Source organism: Methylobacillus sp. DLP286 (assembly GCF_056636515.1).
In genome coordinates this window covers 1,729,774-1,746,986 of the sequence record NZ_CM153145.1, presented here as the reverse complement: position 1 = coordinate 1,746,986, position 17,213 = coordinate 1,729,774, and the positions used below count along the sequence as shown (strand labels likewise).

Below are 17,213 nucleotides of genomic sequence, written 5' to 3'. Positions count from 1 at the left end.
CCTGTGGCGTATGACGCTCTTTAAGCGTGTTGTTTTAGACGGAACCTGGCGCCAGGGTAGCGCTATTAAATATTGCTGTCAATAAATGCCGTCAGTTGGGATTTGGAAAGGGCGCCTACTTTGGTCGCTTCCACATTGCCGTTCTTGAACAGCATGAGGGTCGGAATGCCGCGGATGCCGTACTTGGGTGGCGTATTCTGGTTTTCATCGATGTTGAGCTTGGCGATTTTCAGGCGGTCGGCGTACTCTTTGGAAATTTCGTCCAGAATCGGAGCGATCATTTTGCAGGGGCCACACCATTCCGCCCAGTAGTCTACCAGAACAGGAACCTGGGACTGCAAGACTTCCTGGTCGAAAGTATCGTCGCTGATATGGGTAATATGTTCGCTCATTTGAACCTCTAGTGATGGTTTGGTTATGCTGGGTGATGTGTCCGCACCAGCTTGATAGTGGCATAGCGTGCCAAGCAATTCCGCTATCCTAGCGAAAAAAATCCTGCAAGTGAAGTATTGAATGCAGGCATGGATATTGCTGCGCTGCATGGATTTTTGTTATCTGCGCTGTGAACCGCTTCAATGATATATGACAGGGCTTCATCAATGACCGAAAACACGACTGGGAAGTTCCAGTTCCTGGACGAGCCTGGAGAGCATGGCAAAGTGTTTGCCGCTTACGAGCATGTAAAGCTGTATAGCGCGTTCCAGCCGATTTATAGCTTGTCGCATTGCCGGGTTGTCGGCTACGAAGGATTGCTGCGCGCGATTGATGGGCGCCGGCAGGTGTCGCCCTACCAGATATTTTCGCTGGCCCGGGACGAGGCCAGTATCGTGCATTTGGACCGTTTGTCGCGAGCCCTGCATTTGCGTAATTTCTGCAGCATGGGGCGTGAAAGTGTCGAATGGCTGTTCCTGAACGTGGACCCCCGGGTGATTGTGCAGGGCAAGCAGTATGGCGCTTTTTTCAGGCAGTTGCTCAAGGAAAACGATATGCCGCCGGAGCGGGTTGTCGTGGAAATCATGGAAGGCGCGATCGACGATGAGCTGCAATTGTCCGAATCCGTCGGCTTCTACAAAGACCTGGGCTGCTTGGTGGCAATCGACGATTTTGGCGCAGGGCAATCCAATTTCGAGCGGATATGGCGGCTATCGCCCGACATCGTCAAGCTGGACCGCTCCATGATCGTGCAGGCCATGCAAAAGCCGATGGCGCGGCGCTTGTTGCCTGGGATCGTGTCCTTGATCCACGAGGCGGGCAGCCTGGTGCTGATTGAGGGGATAGAAACCCTGGAAGAGGCCATGGTGGCGATGGAGACGGATGTCGACCTGGTCCAGGGGCATTATTTCGGCATGCCGGCCCATGCGCTCAATGAAGCGCATAGTGAAAACAAGATATTTTCATTGTTTGAACGTTACCAGGCTTCATCCGCGCTGGATTCGAGCCAGAAATGCCTAGCCTACTACCGCGGCGCCTTCATGCTGGCCGTGTCTCAGCTGCAGGCTGGAGTTGCGCCGGAGCAGGCTTTCCATCAATTGTTGCTGCTGGACGGGGCTGACCGTTGTTATATGCTGGACCAGCAAGGGGTGCAGCTTGGCGCCAGCTGCCTGGCGGATAGTGCAAAAATGGTCACGGATAGGCGCTACCGGCCTTTGGCCGACGGGAGCGGCGCCGTCTGGCTGCGCCGTCCTTATTTGCGCCGGGCATTGCAGAACCCCGGTTCGTTGCAGATGACCCGGCCTTATCTCTCGATTGCAACGGGCAAGCTCTGCGTCACGCTGTCCATGGCAATGGCGTTGCATGGGCAAGTCAGCGTATTGTGCTTCGATTTCAACTGGGTGGACGAGGTATTCGGCGCAAAGTAGTGCGCCAGGCCTATTGTGGTGCACTGATCTGGTGCTTATAAAGTGCTGAACTGGAAGTGATCGAATTGATTGGTCCTTTCAATCAGCCGGGTGATCATGATGCGTTTGCTGTTGCCGTCCTCAAGCGTCAAGTCGATGATTTTCGCCGGGCTGTAGCTGCCGGGAGCGCCGATCAGGGAAGGCGATTGCTTGAGGGTGGGGATTTCGGGCAGCAATAGCAGCGGCACGGCATGCTCATCGGCGGATTGCATGCTGACGGGTTTCGCTTCTGGCGCCAGCAGCTGGATGCCAATGTCCAGGTGGCGATTTTCCGTATGGCTGGCCCAGCGCAGCATGCCGATCGCCCAATGGGTCGTATGGCTTATTCGGACGCCTACCAGGTCGCCGATGTGCAGATGGGCTTCTGTCGCCGGCAGTTTGCGCAGGGCCATGCCGCCAGCACTGATATTGAGCGCTTGCCAGCGCGAATTGCGCGGCAGTTTGCCGGGCGCATTGTCCGCCTCGGTCAATATCTTGCCGTACAGCGTGGTGTGCAATGCTGGCAAGCCTATGATCAGTTCGATGCCGTCATTCTTCGGTGTGCGGTTGTAAATGCGCTTCGGGGAAGCGCCCCAGTGACGGAGCAGATAGGTCAGCAGGTCCTGATAGCGGGGCTGGTTCGCATTTTCCGGCAGGCCGGCTTCCGGCGGAAAAGAGCCCTGCTGGCACTGCTTGATATGCTGGTGGACCTGGCGTGCCAGATCCATGGTAAGCAGAAAGAAGTCGTGCTCTTCGTCTACTTTCCGTAAGCGCTTGCCCAGTGGCACGGGCGGCTTGTCACGGTTGCCCGAGATCAGGAAAATGGCTGCCGGGTTTTCCATCGGCTCAGGGCGCTGCAATTGGGCAAGGCCGGCGAAGCGCGTGATGTAATCGGAAGTGAGCTTGATGTCTTTCTGCGAAAGGTGCTGCGGATCGGCCAGGCTGATCAGTAGCGCCTGTTTGTAGACATGGCTGATGGGCAGCGCTTGGTTGCGTACCAAGTCGTCGATTGCCGTTGCTTCCAGCCCGCGCTTCACGCTCAGGGCGTAAAGCTGGTGCAGCTCGCTCCAGAGCGAAGGAGGCTGCGCCCGGTAGGTTTCATAATAAATCTCGATCTGCATGCGCAAGGCATCTAGCGTGCGATGCAGGCACAGGTTCAGGAGCTTTGCGCCGCCAATCTTGAATAGCCTGGCTTCAAGGTCCAGCAGGGCGAGTTTGTAGCCATAGGCCAATTCGGTCCACAGGGTGTTGGCCAGCGTGGCATATTGCTTGTCCTGCTCGGGCAGGGGAAGCGGGGCGTTGCAGTAATGGGCCGCGAGCGACTCCGTGACTGAAGCAATGGCTGGCCGGTAGGTTTCCAGCGCCTTGATGCGGGTGTCCGGCGCGACTTTCTGCCGGTTGAAGATTTCCAGCTCTTCCTGCAACGCCTGGGATGTCTCTAGGATGTTGGTGACGGGGAGTGCGTTCAGAAACTTGGTGATTTTTGCCGGTTTGGTTTCTGCAACAATCAGTGGATGGTCCACCAATGCCGGCACGTTCAAATTCAACAACATTCCCTAAATCCCCCTTTAAAGTGAGGATGGTAAATAGTCTTGGTTGTTTTGTCACTGCCTTGATATAGCCTAGTAGGGCTTTAACGGAGCGCGGCGCTGATGTGGCGGTTAAATCGCTGCTGCTTGGGACGCGTCGATACTGTTGCCTTCGGCATCCAGTATGTTGAGCTGGTTTTCGTCGGCAAAATGCATGAGCTGGTTGAAGCCTTCTGGGTTGGTATCCTTGAGTTTCAGGTCGACCGCCAGGCAACGCACGCCTTCTATCACGCGCGGCTTGAGATAGGGCGAGTAACGGAGCTTGCGGTCAGCGCCAAAGCTGGCGTAAGTACTACACATCCTGTCTACCCAGTCGCTTGGGCGGAACGGCTTGCCTGCGCGGGTCAGACCCTGAATGATGATTTCCTTGATGCCTGATTTTTCTGTCGTGCTCATGCCTTAACCATTAACCCAATCTGAGAGTACATTCTAGCACCCAATCGGCCGATGAAGCTCGATTGGGTGCACGCTTGCACGCTGTTAATCTATGTACTCGAATACCTTGACTACCTTGCCTACGCCGCTGGTGCTGCGGGCGATGTCGACGGCGTCCTCAGCCTCCTGCCTAGTCACGAGGCCCAACAGGAATACGGTGGTGGCTTCCGTCACCACCTTGACATAGTTTGCGGGGAAGCGGTTTTCCTTCACCAGGCGTGCCTTTACCTTGGAGGTGATGTAGGTGTCGTTGTTGCGTTCGCTGAAGGTGCTCTTGGTGTCGATCACGATTTCATTGGTGACATTGCGGACGTTGTCTACATTGCGCACCGCTTTCTCGGCTGCTTCCTTGCTGGCGGCATCGACCGCTTCGCCGGTGAGCAGCACGTTACGGTTGTAGCTGGTGACATTGATGTGGTTCTTTTCGCCAAGCTCCTGCTTGATGGCATTGGAGGCTTTGAGCTCAATGTTCTGGTCTTCAATGTAAATGCCCGAGGTCCTGCGGTCAGCCGCCATGGCGCCGCCGGCGGCGGCTCCGCCGATGACGGCAGGTACGCAGGCTGCGAGCTGGGTGGAGAGTGCCACGGCCAGAATCAATGGAGCCAGAGGGGAAAGGGTACGTGCGCGCATAATTAATTCACTCCTAACAAAAGACAATCAATTGCATCGCAGATGCAATGCAGGCTCAACATATAAACTTCCTGGATTCTGGCGGGGTGCTCGTGCGGCACCCCGATATGGATATCTTCTTCGGTCAGAAGTTCCACAAGCTCGCCGCCATCCCCGCCGCTGAAGGCGATCACGTGCATGCCTGCATCCTTGGCTGCGGAGATCGCACGCAGGATATTCTTGGAATTGCCGCTGGTGCTGAGCGCCAGCAGCACGTCGCCCTGGTGGCCGAGGGCCGTGATCTGGCGCGAGAACACCTGCTCAAAGTGATTGTCGTTGGCAATCGAGGTGAGGGTCGAAATATCAGCAGGCAGGGCAACGGCAGCCAGCCCCGGGCGTTCCTGGTCGTAGCGGTTCAGCATGCGCGACGCGAAATATTGTGCGTTGGATGCCGAGCCGCCATTGCCGCAAGTCAGGATCTTTTTCTCATTGAGCAGGGCCTGCACGATGAGGTCGGCAGAGTCGGCGATCGGTGCGGCCAATAATTCCGCGAGTTCCAGCTTGAGGCGTCCGCTCTCTTCAAAATGTGCAGCGATGCGTTGGTGCAGGTCAGTCATGTTGTAATATCAGTATTGTTTGAAGGGCGTTAGGCGCCAAACGCATCCTGAATCCATTCGATTTTGTTCGTATCCAGTTTGTTCAACAGGACGGCATCGAAGCGGCAAGGGGCGCTGCCATGTTGTTGCAGGAAGTATTCGGCCGTGCGGATGAGCTTTTGCTGCTTGGCAGCATTGATGCTGGCTGCTGCGCCGCCAAATGCGGAATGGCTGCGCATGCGGACTTCAATGAATACAACGGTGTCGCCTTGTTTCATCACCAGGTCTATTTCGCCAAAACGGCAGCGATAGTTGCGGCTGACCAGCGCCAACCCCTGTGTTGCCAGGTAGCGCTCAGCAATTGCCTCTGCATCATCCCCGAGCTGTTTCAAGGCGTGGTTTCCGGCACGACACCTTGTGCGCTGAAACGTCCGCTGGCAAGCTCGCGGCTGATATTGCCCTCGGAGGAAATGCTGATTTTTCCGGTCAGGCCCTGCAGGGTGTGCGCTTGTTGCGGATGTTTGCTCACATGGTCGAGGATGCGGTAGGCATCCACCCCCAAGGCGAACCAGCGCTGCATTTCGCCGGGCGGCAAGTCGGAAGCGGCAGGACGCAGGTTTGCAAATGCAGCGGATTCGGGCTCGAGCAGCCAGGGCATATCGACGAAACGCACTGCATTGAGTGGCTCGTTTTCCGGATCCTGCGGAATGCCGGCATAGATATGCGAGGTCGCGAATGTCGGGGTCGCGGTGTCGAGGTGAGGACGGATGACTCTCGCCTCTTCATAATTCGCCGCCAGGAAAATCAGGTCGGATGGGTTGGATGTGATTTTGGCCTGCAGTTCAGTCAGGTTGCTGTCCTCGGCAAACGTCAGTTGTTGAGTGATGCGGCCGCCCGCGTCGTTCCAGGCATTGCCGAACGCTTGCGCCATGCGTTCAGCCAGGTGGTTGCTGCCGGCTGCTATAGTTGCGGTTTGCATGCCCAGGCGTTGCGCCAGCCTGACAAGCTGGGCAATCTCCCCTTCAAGGGACAGGCCGAAGATATATAGGTTGGGCGTCTTGCCTGGAGTGGAGTCGGGCTGGTTGAGCGCCAGGGTCGGGATGCCGAGCTCCTGCTGGCCCAGGCGTGTGACTTCATCGCGTGTCAACGGTCCCAGGGCTATCTGCACGCCCTCATCGACTGCGCGCCGGTATGTTTCGGCAATATTGGCCGGATTGCCGTCGGTGGCGTACAGCGTGAGCTCTCGGTGGTCTTGCGCTTGGGATTGGGCGGCGGCAAATCCCTGCTCTATCGCATCGGCAGCGGGGTAATAGGCCTCCACCGCAAACGGAAGGATGACGCCGATCTTGCCGCCAGGAACGACAGGCGCCGCAATTGGGCTGGGGGCTGGGGCCTCGGGGCGCTGGGAGAGTAGCGCCTGGCTGAATCCCTTGCTTGCAGGGTGGCCTGGATAGAAGTCCGGCCAGTTTTTAAGCGCGCTCTCGTCTTGTTCCTGGGCGGCCAGCGCGAGGTCGATCCAGCCCTGGATGTCCGTGTCCGGGCTTTCGCCGCGGATATTGACCAGGTCGTCCCGGCTCAGGTTGCTCAGGCCATTCCAGATTTTCTTGTGGTTCTCGGCACGGCCTTGCTCATCGTCAAGAAAGCGTTCCGCTGCGACGCGCTGCTCCAGCGCTCGCAAGGGGTCGGGCTCTTGCTCATAGGCGAGCGCGAGGCTTGCGTGTAAACTTGCGGCTGCCTCGTTGTCGAGCGAAGTGTTGGCCTTTAAAGGCAACAGCAGCCGGAAAACGGAGTCGAAATCCTGTTGTGCGGCAGCAATATTGCCTGCCAGGAGCTTGGCATGGACCGATTGGCTGGGAATCCGGTTGAGCGCCAGGGCGGCGCAGTCGATATTCTGGGCCTGCAGGCACGCCATGCCTTCCTGAAAACGCGTTTCCGGCGGCAAGGCATTCGGGCTGGCGGCCGCTGCCATTGTCTGGGCCGGCAGCAATATCCATGTGAAATACAGAGGGGCGAGCAGTCGTTGAATCATAGTGGGACATTATATGTGGTAGCCACGCCAATTGGAAACCTGCAAGACGTCAGCTTACGGGCGTTGGACGTGCTCAAGGCGGCTGATGTGGTGGCGGCGGAAGATACGCGGCACACAGCAGGCCTGCTGTCGCATTTCGCCATTCAGAAAAAACTGGTGGCCGTGCATGAGCACAACGAGCGCAAGGCGGGCGAGCAATTGATCCAGCGCTTGCAGGCGGGCGAATCTGTCGCGCTGGTGAGCGATGCGGGCACGCCCGGCATCAGCGACCCGGGCGCCGTGGTTGTTGGAATGGCGCATGCGGCTGGAATCAAGGTGGCGCCTATACCAGGGGCCTCCGCAGTGGTGGCTGCGCTTTCTGCGGCGGGGATCGCGACGCCCGGGTTCCAGTTTCATGGATTCCTCCCGGCCGGCGGCAGCCAACGCCGTTCGGCCCTGCAGTCACTTGCGGATGTGGCGGTGACCCTGGTGTTCTACGAGGCTCCGCATCGAGTGCTCGATAGTGTCGCAGACATGGCTGCCGTGCTCGGGCCGGAACGTACGCTCACCATTGCACGCGAGCTGACCAAGACCTTTGAAACCATACACCGTTTGCCATTGGCGGAAGCCCGGGCTTGGTTGGAGGAGGATGCCAACCGCCAGCGCGGCGAATTCGTGCTATTGGTGGAGCCTGCACCGGCGAAGGAGGTTGCTCCCGTCGATGCCGAGGCGCAACGCGTATTGGCGTTGCTGCTGGATGAACTGCCCCTGAAGCAGGCGGTCAAGCTGGCGACCGAGATTACCGGAGCCAAGAAGAATGCGCTGTATGAGCTGGCGCTCAGTCTCAAGCAATCCTAAACCATATTGTTAGATATTAAATATAGAGAGTTTCATGACGACTACCATCACCATCACACGTCCTGATGATTGGCACCTGCATTTGCGCGACGGCGCAGCCTTATCTGCGGTATTGCCTGATGCCGCAAGGCGGTTCGGGCGAGCGATTGTCATGCCCAATCTGCGTCCGCCGGTGACGACCACGGCATTGGCGCATGCATATCGGGAGCGCATCGTGCAGGTATTGCCTGCCGGGTCGGGCTTTCAACCGTTGATGACTTTGTACCTCACGGATAACACCAGTGCCGATGAAATTGTCCAGGCCAAGGACAGCGGCATCGTGCACGGCGTGAAGCTCTATCCTGCCGGGGCTACTACCAATTCCGACTCGGGAGTAACCAACCTCGGGCATTGCGTCAAAGCGCTAGAGGCCATGGAGAAGCACGGGGTTCCCTTGCTGGTGCATGCCGAAGTGACCGATGCCAATGTGGATGTATTCGATCGCGAGCGGGTGTTCATCGAGCGCAACATGATCCCGTTGCTGGAGCGTTTCCAGGGATTGCGGGTCGTGTTTGAGCACATCACGACCAAGGATGCGGCCGAGTTCGTCGCCGGGGCGTCGGAGAACATTGCTGCCACCGTCACGGCGCACCACCTGCTCATGAACCGCAACGCCATGTTCAACGGAGGCATCCGTCCGCATCATTATTGCCTGCCTGTGCTCAAGCGCGAGGAACATCGCCTAGCCTTGGTCGCGGCGGCGACTTCCGGCAATCCCAAGTTCTTCCTGGGCACCGATAGCGCGCCGCATGCGAAATCCGCAAAGGAGGCGGCTTGTGGCTGCGCCGGCATGTATACCGCGCATGCCGGGATCGAGCTGTATGCCGAAGTGTTTGATGAAGCTGGGGCGCTCGACAGGCTGGAAGCATTTGCGAGCTTCCATGGGCCCGATTTTTACCGCCTGCCCCGCAATACGGACAAGATCACCCTGGAAAAAAGCGCTTGGGAGGTGCCAGAAAGTTTGCCATTTGCTGGAGATGAGCTGGTGCCTTTGCGTGCCGGCGGCACTATTGCCTGGCGGTTGAGGTAACCGTCTGCGGTCCGTTTGAAGCGGCTAATAACACCCTCCTGACATTATTGTTCTGCCTTGCCGTAGTGCTTGTGCTTGCTCGCCTGGTCAGGACCGCTTCGCTGGGTTTTGTCAGCGCTCTTATTGTCTGGTCTGGCGGGGACTGGCCCTGTGGGGGATGTGGTAAACTAGCGCCGAAGCTGGCCAGGCAGCCGCCGCTCGTGCAAGCGAGGGGAGGAAAGTCCGGGCTCCATAGAGCAGGATGACGGCTAACGGCCGTACGCAGCAACCTTTATGTTGCAAAACTTAAAGGCCAAGGCGAGGAATAGGGCCACAGAGACGAGTAAGCCGCAAGGCGGACGTGAAACGCGGTAACCTCCATCCGGAGCAAGACCAAATAGGGTAGCAATGGCGTGGCTCGCGCTGCTACCGGGTAGGTTGCTTGAGCCTAGCGGCAACGCTAGGCCTAGATGAATGGCTGCCACCCGCACTGCGGGGACAGAACCCGGCTTACCGGCCAGCTTCAATCTTGTTCCAAGATAGTCGAATATAGATTCTTTCCCTGCCAATACTTCCCCATACCAAGATTCAGCCACCTCGCAACTGTTTCTCATAAAGCACTTTCACTAAATTGCCTATCTCCTTATTTTTTAAGGATAAAAATTTTCTCATAAAAATCATCTAAGTCATTGTCCCGTAAAGGAAAAATCCTAAAAAAGCCCTTGCATTGCCATTTTTTTTTATCTATAGTGGGTGTTAGTGGAGAAAAGTGGAGTTTTGTGGGTAATTGTTGATCAAAGTTGATTGCTCATCTCCGGATGGTTGGCAATTACCCATCTCCCGATCTGACAAATTTAATGCCGATGCCAGCGCGCTAAACGCTGGTATCGGCCAAGGGACCTCATGTTTCGCGGTGCGACGTCATTAAATATGGATGCCAAAGGCAGGCTGGCTGTGCCAGCCAAGCACCGTGACGCCCTGCACGCTCAAAGCGAGGGCAGCCTTGTCCTGACTGCCCATCCACATCGTTGTCTGCTCCTGTATCCCCAGCCTGCCTGGGAGCCAATCCAATCCAAGGTGATGGCGCTTTCCAGTTTCGATCGCCAGTCCAGTGCCTTGCAGCGCTTGCTGGTGGGTTTTGCCGAAGACGTCGAGCTGGACAGCGCCGGCCGCTTGCTGGTTTCCCCGGTATTGAGGGAGTTTGCCGGGTTGGAGAAGCAGGTGATGCTGGTGGGGCAGGGCAGCCACTTCGAGCTTTGGGGCATGGAGGCCTGGCGGGCCCAGTTGCAGCAGGTAATGTCGTCCGAGAATATGGAGTTGCCTGCCGAGTTGGAGGGTTTTTCGCTGTGAGTGCTGGCGTTCGCCATGTACCCGCTCCCCAGGTTTCTCAGCATGTAACGGTTTTGTTGGACGAAGCGGTGGAGGCGCTGGCGATCAAGCCTGACGGCATTTATGTCGACGGCACGTTCGGCCGGGGCGGGCATAGCCGCAAGATACTGGAAAGACTCGGACCGCAAGGGCGCCTGGTGGCGCTGGACCGCGACCTAGCTGCCGTTGAGGCCGCACGGGGTATCCAGGATGCGCGTTTTACAATCGTCCACAGTCATTTTGCCGCCATGGCGGAAGTCCTGGCGGATCTGAATATTCAAAAAGTAGATGGTGTGTTGCTGGATCTGGGAATTTCATCTCCACAGATCGACGAGGGCGAGCGCGGCTTCAGCTTCAGGTTTGACGGCCCGCTCGATATGCGCATGGACCAAAGCCGTGGACAGACAGCCGCAGAGTTCGTCGCGGCTGCAACGGAACAAGAACTGACGGGAGTAATTAAGGAATATGGTGAAGAACGGTTTGCTAAACAGATTGCAAGGGCGATTGTTGCGCAGCGCACAGGAGGGGTGGTCATCTCCACTACCGGACAACTTGCCAAGATCGTGGCAGGGGCGGTCCCAAAAGTCGAGCCTGGCCAAGATCCGGCGACGCGCACCTTTCAGGCTTTACGGATTTTCATCAATCAGGAGCTTGAGGAATTGTCGCTGACCCTTCCTCAGTGTCTGCCGCTATTGGCAGCGCAAGGGCGCTTGGCGGTGATCAGCTTCCACTCGCTGGAAGACCGCATTGTGAAACGCTTTATCCGTGCCGAGCAGGACAGGGATGACTTGCCTGCGAATTTCCCCGTGCGTGCGAAAGATCTGCCGCAGCCTCGCCTGGTGGCGGTCGGACGTGCGGTGCGCCCGGGCGATGCCGAGGTCAGGCGCAATCCGCGTTCACGCAGCGCCGTATTGCGCGTTGCGGAAAGGACCTCGGTGCAATAATGGCCAAGCTTAACCTGATCCTCTTCCTAGTGGTGATAGTGGCTGCGCTGGGCGTCATTACGTCACAGCACAAGGCGCGCAAGCTCTATATCGAGCTGCAGCAGCAAGAGGATGCGGCCAAGCAATACGAGATAGAGTGGGGCCAGCTGCAATTGGAGCAAAGCACGTGGGCCATGCATTCCCGCATCGAGCAGATCGCCGAGCGGCGCCTGAACATGCAGGTGCCTGATCCAAGCCGCATACAGGTGGTCGCGCCATGATGGGGGCGATGCGCATGCGCGTGGGGTCGAAGCCGCGGGTCGTGGTCAGGCTGCCGGTCTGGCGCCGTCGCCTCCTGCTGGTGCTGGTGCTGTGCGGTTTTGCCGTGCTGCTGGGGCGCAGCGTCTATTTGCAGAGCGTGCATAAATCCTTTCTGCAGCAAAAGGGCGATGCGCGCTATAGCCGCCTGTTGAGCCTGCCCGCGCACCGCGGCAAGATCACTGACCGTTACGGCGAGCCGCTGGCGATCAGCACGCCTGTGGAGTCCATCTGGGCCAGCCCGCCAGACGTGAAGGTCTCGCCTGAGCAATTGGCGAAACTGGCAGGCATCCTCAAACTCAAGCCGGAAGCGATCAAATCCAAGTTCGATAACACGCAGCGTGAATTCGTTTATCTCAAGCGCCGCTTGCCGCCTGAGCTTGCCGCGCAGGTGATGAGCATCGGCATTCCTGGCGTTTTCATGCAGAGAGAATACCGCCGTTATTATCCTGCTGGGGAAGTGACTGCTCACATTGTCGGATTCACCGGTATTGACGATAACGGCCAGGAGGGCTTCGAGCTGCATTCCCAGAAATGGTTGTCCGGCAAGCCGGGCAGCCGCCGCGTGATCAAGGACAGGCAAGGGCGTATCGTCGAAGACCTCGAGGCAGTCAAGGTTCCGCAGGATGGCCGCGACCTGGCGCTTTCCATAGACCGCAAGCTTCAATACCTGGCTTATCGCGAACTGGCGGCGGCGGTGGAAGAGCACAAGGCCAAGGCAGGTTCTGCGGTCGTGCTGGATGCCAAGACCGGCGAGGTGCTGGCGATGGCAAACGTCCCCAGCTACAACCCGAACAACCCGGTCAACCTGACCGGGGGGCGTTCACGCAACCGGGCGATCGTCGACACTTTCGAGCCCGGATCGACGCTGAAGCCGTTTACTGCCGCGGCAGCCCTCGATAGCGGACAGTACAAGCCTAGCACGCTCATCGATACATCGTCCGGCGCCATGCGCATCGGAAAGGCCACGATCCGTGATGCGCACCCGCAAGGCGTTCTGACGGTTGCGCAGGTCATTCAGAAGTCTTCCAATATCGGTTCGGCTAAGATGGCGCTGAGCCTGGAGCCGCATTACATGTGGAGCATCTATAACCAGGTCGGGTTCGGCTCCGTGACGCGTATCGGCTTTCCCGGCGAAGCTTCCGGAAGACTGCGCAATTACAAGACCTGGCGCCCGATCGAGCAGGCCACCATGTCTTATGGCCATGGCCTCAGCCTGACCTTGCTGCAGCTGGCGCGTGCCTACACCGTATTCACCAATGATGGCGCCTTGCTGCCGGTCTCTCTGCTCAAGCTCAAGGAGCCTCCTGTTGGCCATCAGGTTTATACCCCCGAAACTGCGCATCACCTGCGCGACATGATGGAGACTGTTATCCAGCCTGGCGGTACCGCTCCTCGGGCACAGGTGCTGGGCTACCGCGTCGCAGGTAAAACCGGGACGGCGCACAAGCCCGGCGTGGGCGGCTACCAGGCAAACCACTATGTATCCTCGTTTGTCGGTTTTGCGCCTGCATCCAACCCGCGCTTGATCATTGCGGTGATGATCGACGACCCGAGTGGCGGCAAATATTACGGCGGTACGGTGGCCGCCCCGGTATTCAGCAAGGTGATGTCGGGCGCGTTGCGCATGCTGGCGATCCCGCAGGATGCGCCGAACAACAATGTCGTGATCCCTGTCGACGACCTGCCCGAGATCAAGGAGGTGGTATGAGCCTGCCCAGCCTTGATCGCTCTCATTTCACCGGCATGACTTCGGACAGCCGCCGTGCTTCCGCGGGCAGCCTGTTCCTTGCCTATCCGGGCGAACAGGCCGATGGGCGCCGTTTCATCGAGCAGGCCATCGCCAACGGAGCGGCCGGTGTGATATGGGAGCAGGAGGGATTTGACTGGAATCCTTCATGGGCCGTTGCCAACCAGCCTGTAACAGGTTTGCGTCGCAAGGCAAGCGCCATCGCCGGAGAATTCTACGGCCACCCGTCCCGCCAACTCTGGATGATAGGCGTGACCGGCACCAATGGAAAAACCTCCTGCAGTCATTGGCTGGCGCAGGCGTTCAACGCCCTTCGACGCAAGGCGGTGGTGATCGGCACCTTGGGCAACGGCTTTCCGGATGCCTTGTCCGCTGCCGCGAACACTACGCCTGACCCTATCTTGCTGCAATCCATGCTTGCCGATTACCTGCAAGCGGGCGCTGAAGTGGCGGCGATGGAGGTTTCCTCGCACGGACTGGACCAAGGGCGGGTGAATGGTATTGATTTCAAGGTCGCCGTGCTGACCAACCTGACACGCGACCACCTGGATTATCACGGCGATATGGCGAGCTACGCCGGCGCCAAGCGCAAGTTGTTCCGTTTTGACGGCGTGCAGACCGCCATCCTCAACCAGGACGATGCCTTTGGCCGGGAGCTGCTGAGCGAGCTCAAAGCCAAGGGCAAGCATGTGCTGAGCTATGGCTTGAGCGGCGGGGACGTGCGCGGCCATGATTTGCATTTCGATGCCGAGGGCCTGCACATGCAAGTGCAGAGTCCTCAAGGCGAGGCTGCAGTGCATGCCAAGCTGGTGGGGCGCTTCAATGCCAGCAACCTGCTCGCCGTATTGGCGACATTGCTTGCCTCGGAAGTCGCACTCGAAGACGCAGCGCGCGTCTTGGCTGAAATCCGGCCGGCACCCGGACGCATGCAGCAACTGGGCGGCGGCGGCCAGCCATTGGTCGTGGTGGATTATGCGCATAGTCCCGATGCGCTGGAAAAGGCATTGCTTGCCTTGCGCGAGCAGGCAAAGGCCAGCCTCATTTGCGTATTCGGTTGCGGCGGCGACCGGGATAAAGGTAAGCGCCCGCTGATGGCGGAAGTCGCTTCAAGACTGGCAGACAAGGTGATCGTGACTTCGGACAATCCGCGCGGTGAGGACCCCGAGGCGATCATTGCCGAGGTGGTGGCTGGCTTGCATGGTCCGGCCCAGGTGGAGCCCGATCGGGAAAAAGCCATTATCCAGGCAATCAGGTCGGCGCAGGCGGGCGACGTCGTGCTGATCGCGGGCAAGGGGCATGAGGATTACCAGGAAATATCAGGCGTACGGCATCCATTCAATGATGCTGCTGTGGCGGCCAACATCTTAGGGGTCGCCACATGATGTATTTATCTGAAATCGCCAAGGCAACGGGTGGCACTCTGATCGGCGCCGACGTGCTGGTCCAGTCCGTAGGCACGGACAGCCGCAAGCTGGAGCCGGCGCAGTTGTTTGTGGCGCTCAAGGGTGAGCGATTCGACGGCCATGATTACGCCCAGGACGTATTGAACCAAGGCGCTGCTGCCTTGTTGCTATCTCGTGCTGTCGGGGCAGGGCCCGCCGTATTGGTCGAGGATACCCGTCTTGCATTGGGTCAATTGGCCGCCTACTGGCGCCGGAAATTCAATATTCCCGTGGCGGCGATTACCGGCAGCAACGGCAAGACCAGCGTCAAGGAAATGCTGGCAGCAATCCTGCGGGTCGCGGCAGGCGCGGATGATGCTGTGCTTGCGACTCAGGGCAACCTGAACAACGACATCGGCCTGCCGCTTACGCTGCTGCGCTTGCGTGAGCGCCACCGCTATGCCGCGGTGGAAATGGGCATGAATCATTTCGGCGAGATCAGCTATCTCACCCGGATTGGCCGTCCTGACGTGGCATTGATCAACAATGCGACTGCCGCGCACCTGGGCGGCCTGGGTTCCGTCGAGGGGGTGGCGAAAGCCAAGGGCGAGATTTTCGAAGGCCTGGCAGATGACGGCGTGGCGGTGATCAATGCCGACGATACGTTTGCCGGCCTATGGCAGTCCCTGGCAGGACGGCACCGCATCGTGCGTTTCGGCCTCAATGCCGGAGACGTCACAGCGGATTATGCGCTGCATTCTGAAGGCAGCGACCTGCAATTGAGCACGCCTGCCGGCGAACGCGCATTGCGCTTGCCTGTGCCTGGTTTGCACAACATCAGGAACGCGTTGGCCGCCACAGCCGCCGCCTTGTCCATGGGCGTGCCGCTGGATGCGGTTGCCGGGGGCCTTGCCGGTTTTGCCGGCGTCAAGGGCAGGCTGCAGCGCAAGCCCGGCAGGCGCGGCGCATTGCTGATCGATGATACCTACAACGCCAATCCTGCTTCAATGAGAGCCGCGATCGACGTGCTTGCCAGCCAGTCTGGAAAACGGTTGCTGGTCGTGGGCGACATGGGCGAGCTGGGCGAGAACGAAGCGGCCTTGCATGCCGAATTGGGCGCTTATGCCAAAGCGGCAGGCGTGGATGCCCTGCATGCGCTGGGCGTCTTGTCTGCCAAGGCCGTGGAGGCATACGGCAGTGGCGCGAGCCATCACGAGACGGTGGAAAGCCTGGCGGCATTCCTGCTGCCCGAGTTGGATGCTGATACCACGGTGCTGGTCAAGGGGTCGCGCTTCATGCGTATGGAGCGTGTCGTCGACTTGCTGCAAGAACAAAAGGAGAAACCATAATGCTGCTCGAACTCGCCCGTTGGCTGGCCCAGGATATTCGCGGCTTTAATGTGTTCAATTACATCACGCTGCGCGCCGTCCTCGCGACATTGACGGCATTGACGATTTCCTTCCTGGTGGGGCCTAAGCTGATCCGCAAGCTCACTGAATACAAGGTCGGCCAATCCGTGCGCGATGACGGCCCGCAAACCCACCTGGTGAAGGCGGGCACTCCGACCATGGGCGGCGCGTTGATCCTCATCGCGATTGCAGTCTCGACCTTGCTCTGGGCCGATCTTTCCAACCGTTTCGTCTGGGTGGTGCTGATCACGACCCTGGGTTTCGGCGTGATCGGCTGGGTCGATGACTGGCGCAAGGTAGTCTACCGCAATCCCAAGGGATTGTCGGCCAAGGCGAAATATTTCTGGCAGTCATTGATAGGCGCGGGCGTTGCCGCCTATTTGTTCTATACCGCGACGGTGCCGGCGGAGACCGAGCTGATCGTGCCGTTCTTCAAGCATCTGGTGCTGCCGCTGGGCGTGGTGAGCTTCATCGTGCTGACCTATTTCGTGATTGTCGGCACCAGCAACGCGGTCAACCTGACCGACGGGCTGGACGGCCTCGCGATCATGCCTACCGTGATGGTGGCGAGCGCCCTGGCGGTGTTTGCCTATGTGGCGGGCCATCTTTATTTCTCCAAGTACCTCGGCGTCCCCTATGTGCCTGGAGCTGGGGAGCTCACCGTGTTCTGTGCGGCGATAGGCGGCGCGGGCCTGGGCTTCCTCTGGTTCAACGCCTATCCCGCAGAAGTGTTCATGGGCGACGTCGGCGCGCTGGCGCTGGGAGCTGCGCTGGGCACCGTGGCCGTGATCGTCCGCCAGGAAATCGTGCTGTTCATCATGGGCGGCGTGTTCGTGATGGAAACCATTTCGGTGATGCTGCAGGTGGGGTCGTTCAAGCTCACGGGCAAGCGGATATTCCGAATGGCGCCCCTGCATCACCACTACGAGCTCAAGGGCTGGAAAGAGACGCAAGTCGTGGTCAGGTTCTGGATCATCACCATGATGCTGGTGCTGGTTGGCCTCTCCACGTTGAAGCTGAGATAAGGAAACAGGTTAAAGGAT

At 58.7% G+C, this 17,213-nt stretch carries 17 protein-coding genes and 1 other RNA gene; 11 read left to right on the top strand and 7 right to left on the bottom strand.

Annotated features, from left to right (window positions below; translation table 11 throughout):
* Positions 1-65: 65 nt before the first annotated feature.
* Positions 66-392, bottom strand: coding sequence for a thioredoxin TrxA (trxA, locus tag ACWXTG_RS08450; RefSeq protein WP_226757751.1), 327 nt, complete (start codon positions 390-392; stop codon positions 66-68).
* A 207-nt stretch (positions 393-599) separates the two neighbouring features.
* Between trxA and ACWXTG_RS08445 the strand changes: the two genes are divergently transcribed.
* Complete coding sequence (locus ACWXTG_RS08445; protein WP_309566211.1) at positions 600-1,859, top strand: sensor domain-containing phosphodiesterase; 1,260 nt, start codon at positions 600-602, stop codon at positions 1,857-1,859.
* Between the two features lie 35 nt (positions 1,860-1,894).
* Here ACWXTG_RS08445 and ACWXTG_RS08440 read toward each other — a convergent pair whose 3' ends face one another.
* The 6 genes from ACWXTG_RS08440 to ACWXTG_RS08415 all read right to left on the bottom strand — a co-directional run bounded on the left by ACWXTG_RS08440 (position 1,895) and on the right by ACWXTG_RS08415 (position 7,135).
* Positions 1,895-3,430, bottom strand: coding sequence for a hypothetical protein (locus ACWXTG_RS08440; protein ID WP_480219589.1), 1,536 nt, complete (start codon positions 3,428-3,430; stop codon positions 1,895-1,897).
* Between the two features lie 108 nt (positions 3,431-3,538).
* Positions 3,539-3,862, bottom strand: a complete 324-nt coding sequence (locus tag ACWXTG_RS08435) for a DUF3579 domain-containing protein (RefSeq protein ID WP_309566213.1) — start codon at positions 3,860-3,862, stop codon at positions 3,539-3,541.
* 84 nt (positions 3,863-3,946) lie between these two features.
* Positions 3,947-4,531, bottom strand: a complete 585-nt coding sequence (locus ACWXTG_RS08430) for a BON domain-containing protein (RefSeq protein WP_309566214.1) — start codon at positions 4,529-4,531, stop codon at positions 3,947-3,949.
* 2 nt (positions 4,532-4,533) lie between these two features.
* A complete protein-coding gene (locus tag ACWXTG_RS08425) occupies positions 4,534-5,127 on the bottom strand; it encodes a phosphoheptose isomerase (RefSeq protein ID WP_480219588.1) in 594 nt (197 codons plus the stop codon).
* A gap of 29 nt (positions 5,128-5,156) precedes the next feature.
* On the bottom strand, positions 5,157-5,498 hold the full coding sequence (locus ACWXTG_RS08420; protein WP_309566216.1) for a YraN family protein: 342 nt from the start codon (positions 5,496-5,498) through the stop codon (positions 5,157-5,159).
* Complete coding sequence (locus ACWXTG_RS08415) at positions 5,495-7,135, bottom strand: penicillin-binding protein activator (protein WP_480219587.1); 1,641 nt, start codon at positions 7,133-7,135, stop codon at positions 5,495-5,497. The genes ACWXTG_RS08420 and ACWXTG_RS08415 overlap by 4 nt, the downstream gene beginning before the upstream one ends.
* Between ACWXTG_RS08415 and rsmI the strand changes: the two genes are divergently transcribed.
* The 10 genes from rsmI to mraY all read left to right on the top strand — a co-directional run bounded on the left by rsmI (position 7,127) and on the right by mraY (position 17,195).
* Positions 7,127-7,972: a 16S rRNA (cytidine(1402)-2'-O)-methyltransferase gene (gene rsmI / locus ACWXTG_RS08410; protein WP_480219586.1), complete on the top strand. Its 846-nt coding sequence runs from the start codon at positions 7,127-7,129 to the stop codon at positions 7,970-7,972. The two genes, ACWXTG_RS08415 and rsmI, sit on opposite strands and share 9 nt — an antisense overlap.
* A gap of 34 nt (positions 7,973-8,006) precedes the next feature.
* Positions 8,007-9,041: a dihydroorotase gene (pyrC, locus tag ACWXTG_RS08405; RefSeq protein WP_480219585.1), complete on the top strand. Its 1,035-nt coding sequence runs from the start codon at positions 8,007-8,009 to the stop codon at positions 9,039-9,041.
* A 175-nt stretch (positions 9,042-9,216) separates the two neighbouring features.
* An RNA gene (rnpB, locus tag ACWXTG_RS08400) (RNase P RNA component class A) lies at positions 9,217-9,549 on the top strand.
* A 374-nt stretch (positions 9,550-9,923) separates the two neighbouring features.
* Positions 9,924-10,370 carry a division/cell wall cluster transcriptional repressor MraZ gene (mraZ, locus tag ACWXTG_RS08395; RefSeq protein WP_407993096.1) on the top strand — a complete coding sequence of 149 codons (447 nt, stop codon included), beginning with the start codon at positions 9,924-9,926 and terminating at the stop codon, positions 10,368-10,370.
* Positions 10,367-11,332, top strand: coding sequence for a 16S rRNA (cytosine(1402)-N(4))-methyltransferase RsmH (gene rsmH / locus ACWXTG_RS08390; protein WP_480219584.1), 966 nt, complete (start codon positions 10,367-10,369; stop codon positions 11,330-11,332). Before mraZ ends, rsmH begins: the two co-directional genes overlap by 4 nt.
* Positions 11,332-11,592, top strand: a complete 261-nt coding sequence (gene ftsL, locus ACWXTG_RS08385) for a cell division protein FtsL (RefSeq protein WP_407993094.1) — start codon at positions 11,332-11,334, stop codon at positions 11,590-11,592. The genes rsmH and ftsL overlap by 1 nt, the downstream gene beginning before the upstream one ends.
* Positions 11,589-13,340, top strand: a complete 1,752-nt coding sequence (locus tag ACWXTG_RS08380) for a peptidoglycan D,D-transpeptidase FtsI family protein (protein WP_480219583.1) — start codon at positions 11,589-11,591, stop codon at positions 13,338-13,340. The genes ftsL and ACWXTG_RS08380 overlap by 4 nt, the downstream gene beginning before the upstream one ends.
* Positions 13,337-14,761 (top strand): UDP-N-acetylmuramoyl-L-alanyl-D-glutamate--2,6-diaminopimelate ligase, encoded by a 1,425-nt coding sequence (locus ACWXTG_RS08375; protein ID WP_480219582.1) that lies wholly within the window; start codon positions 13,337-13,339, stop codon positions 14,759-14,761. Before ACWXTG_RS08380 ends, ACWXTG_RS08375 begins: the two co-directional genes overlap by 4 nt.
* Positions 14,758-16,110 carry a UDP-N-acetylmuramoyl-tripeptide--D-alanyl-D-alanine ligase gene (locus tag ACWXTG_RS08370; protein WP_480219581.1) on the top strand — a complete coding sequence of 451 codons (1,353 nt, stop codon included), beginning with the start codon at positions 14,758-14,760 and terminating at the stop codon, positions 16,108-16,110. The genes ACWXTG_RS08375 and ACWXTG_RS08370 overlap by 4 nt, the downstream gene beginning before the upstream one ends.
* Positions 16,110-17,195, top strand: coding sequence for a phospho-N-acetylmuramoyl-pentapeptide-transferase (gene mraY, locus ACWXTG_RS08365; protein ID WP_480219580.1), 1,086 nt, complete (start codon positions 16,110-16,112; stop codon positions 17,193-17,195). The genes ACWXTG_RS08370 and mraY overlap by 1 nt, the downstream gene beginning before the upstream one ends.
* Positions 17,196-17,213 lie beyond the last annotated feature (18 nt).

Coding starts and splice junctions, on each gene's coding strand:
- ACWXTG_RS08430 (WP_309566214.1), bottom strand. CDS start 4,531: ATGCGCGCACGTACCCTTTCCCCTCTGGCTCCATTGATTCTGGCCGTG.
- ACWXTG_RS08370 (WP_480219581.1), top strand. CDS start 14,758: ATGATGTATTTATCTGAAATCGCCAAGGCAACGGGTGGCACTCTGATC.
- mraZ (WP_407993096.1), top strand. CDS start 9,924: ATGTTTCGCGGTGCGACGTCATTAAATATGGATGCCAAAGGCAGGCTG.
- ftsL (WP_407993094.1), top strand. CDS start 11,332: ATGGCCAAGCTTAACCTGATCCTCTTCCTAGTGGTGATAGTGGCTGCG.
- mraY (WP_480219580.1), top strand. CDS start 16,110: ATGCTGCTCGAACTCGCCCGTTGGCTGGCCCAGGATATTCGCGGCTTT.
- ACWXTG_RS08435 (WP_309566213.1), bottom strand. CDS start 3,862: ATGAGCACGACAGAAAAATCAGGCATCAAGGAAATCATCATTCAGGGT.
- ACWXTG_RS08375 (WP_480219582.1), top strand. CDS start 13,337: ATGAGCCTGCCCAGCCTTGATCGCTCTCATTTCACCGGCATGACTTCG.
- trxA (WP_226757751.1), bottom strand. CDS start 392: ATGAGCGAACATATTACCCATATCAGCGACGATACTTTCGACCAGGAA.
- pyrC (WP_480219585.1), top strand. CDS start 8,007: ATGACGACTACCATCACCATCACACGTCCTGATGATTGGCACCTGCAT.
- ACWXTG_RS08415 (WP_480219587.1), bottom strand. CDS start 7,135: ATGATTCAACGACTGCTCGCCCCTCTGTATTTCACATGGATATTGCTG.
- ACWXTG_RS08425 (WP_480219588.1), bottom strand. CDS start 5,127: ATGACTGACCTGCACCAACGCATCGCTGCACATTTTGAAGAGAGCGGA.
- ACWXTG_RS08440 (WP_480219589.1), bottom strand. CDS start 3,430: ATGTTGTTGAATTTGAACGTGCCGGCATTGGTGGACCATCCACTGATT.
- ACWXTG_RS08445 (WP_309566211.1), top strand. CDS start 600: ATGACCGAAAACACGACTGGGAAGTTCCAGTTCCTGGACGAGCCTGGA.
- ACWXTG_RS08380 (WP_480219583.1), top strand. CDS start 11,589: ATGATGGGGGCGATGCGCATGCGCGTGGGGTCGAAGCCGCGGGTCGTG.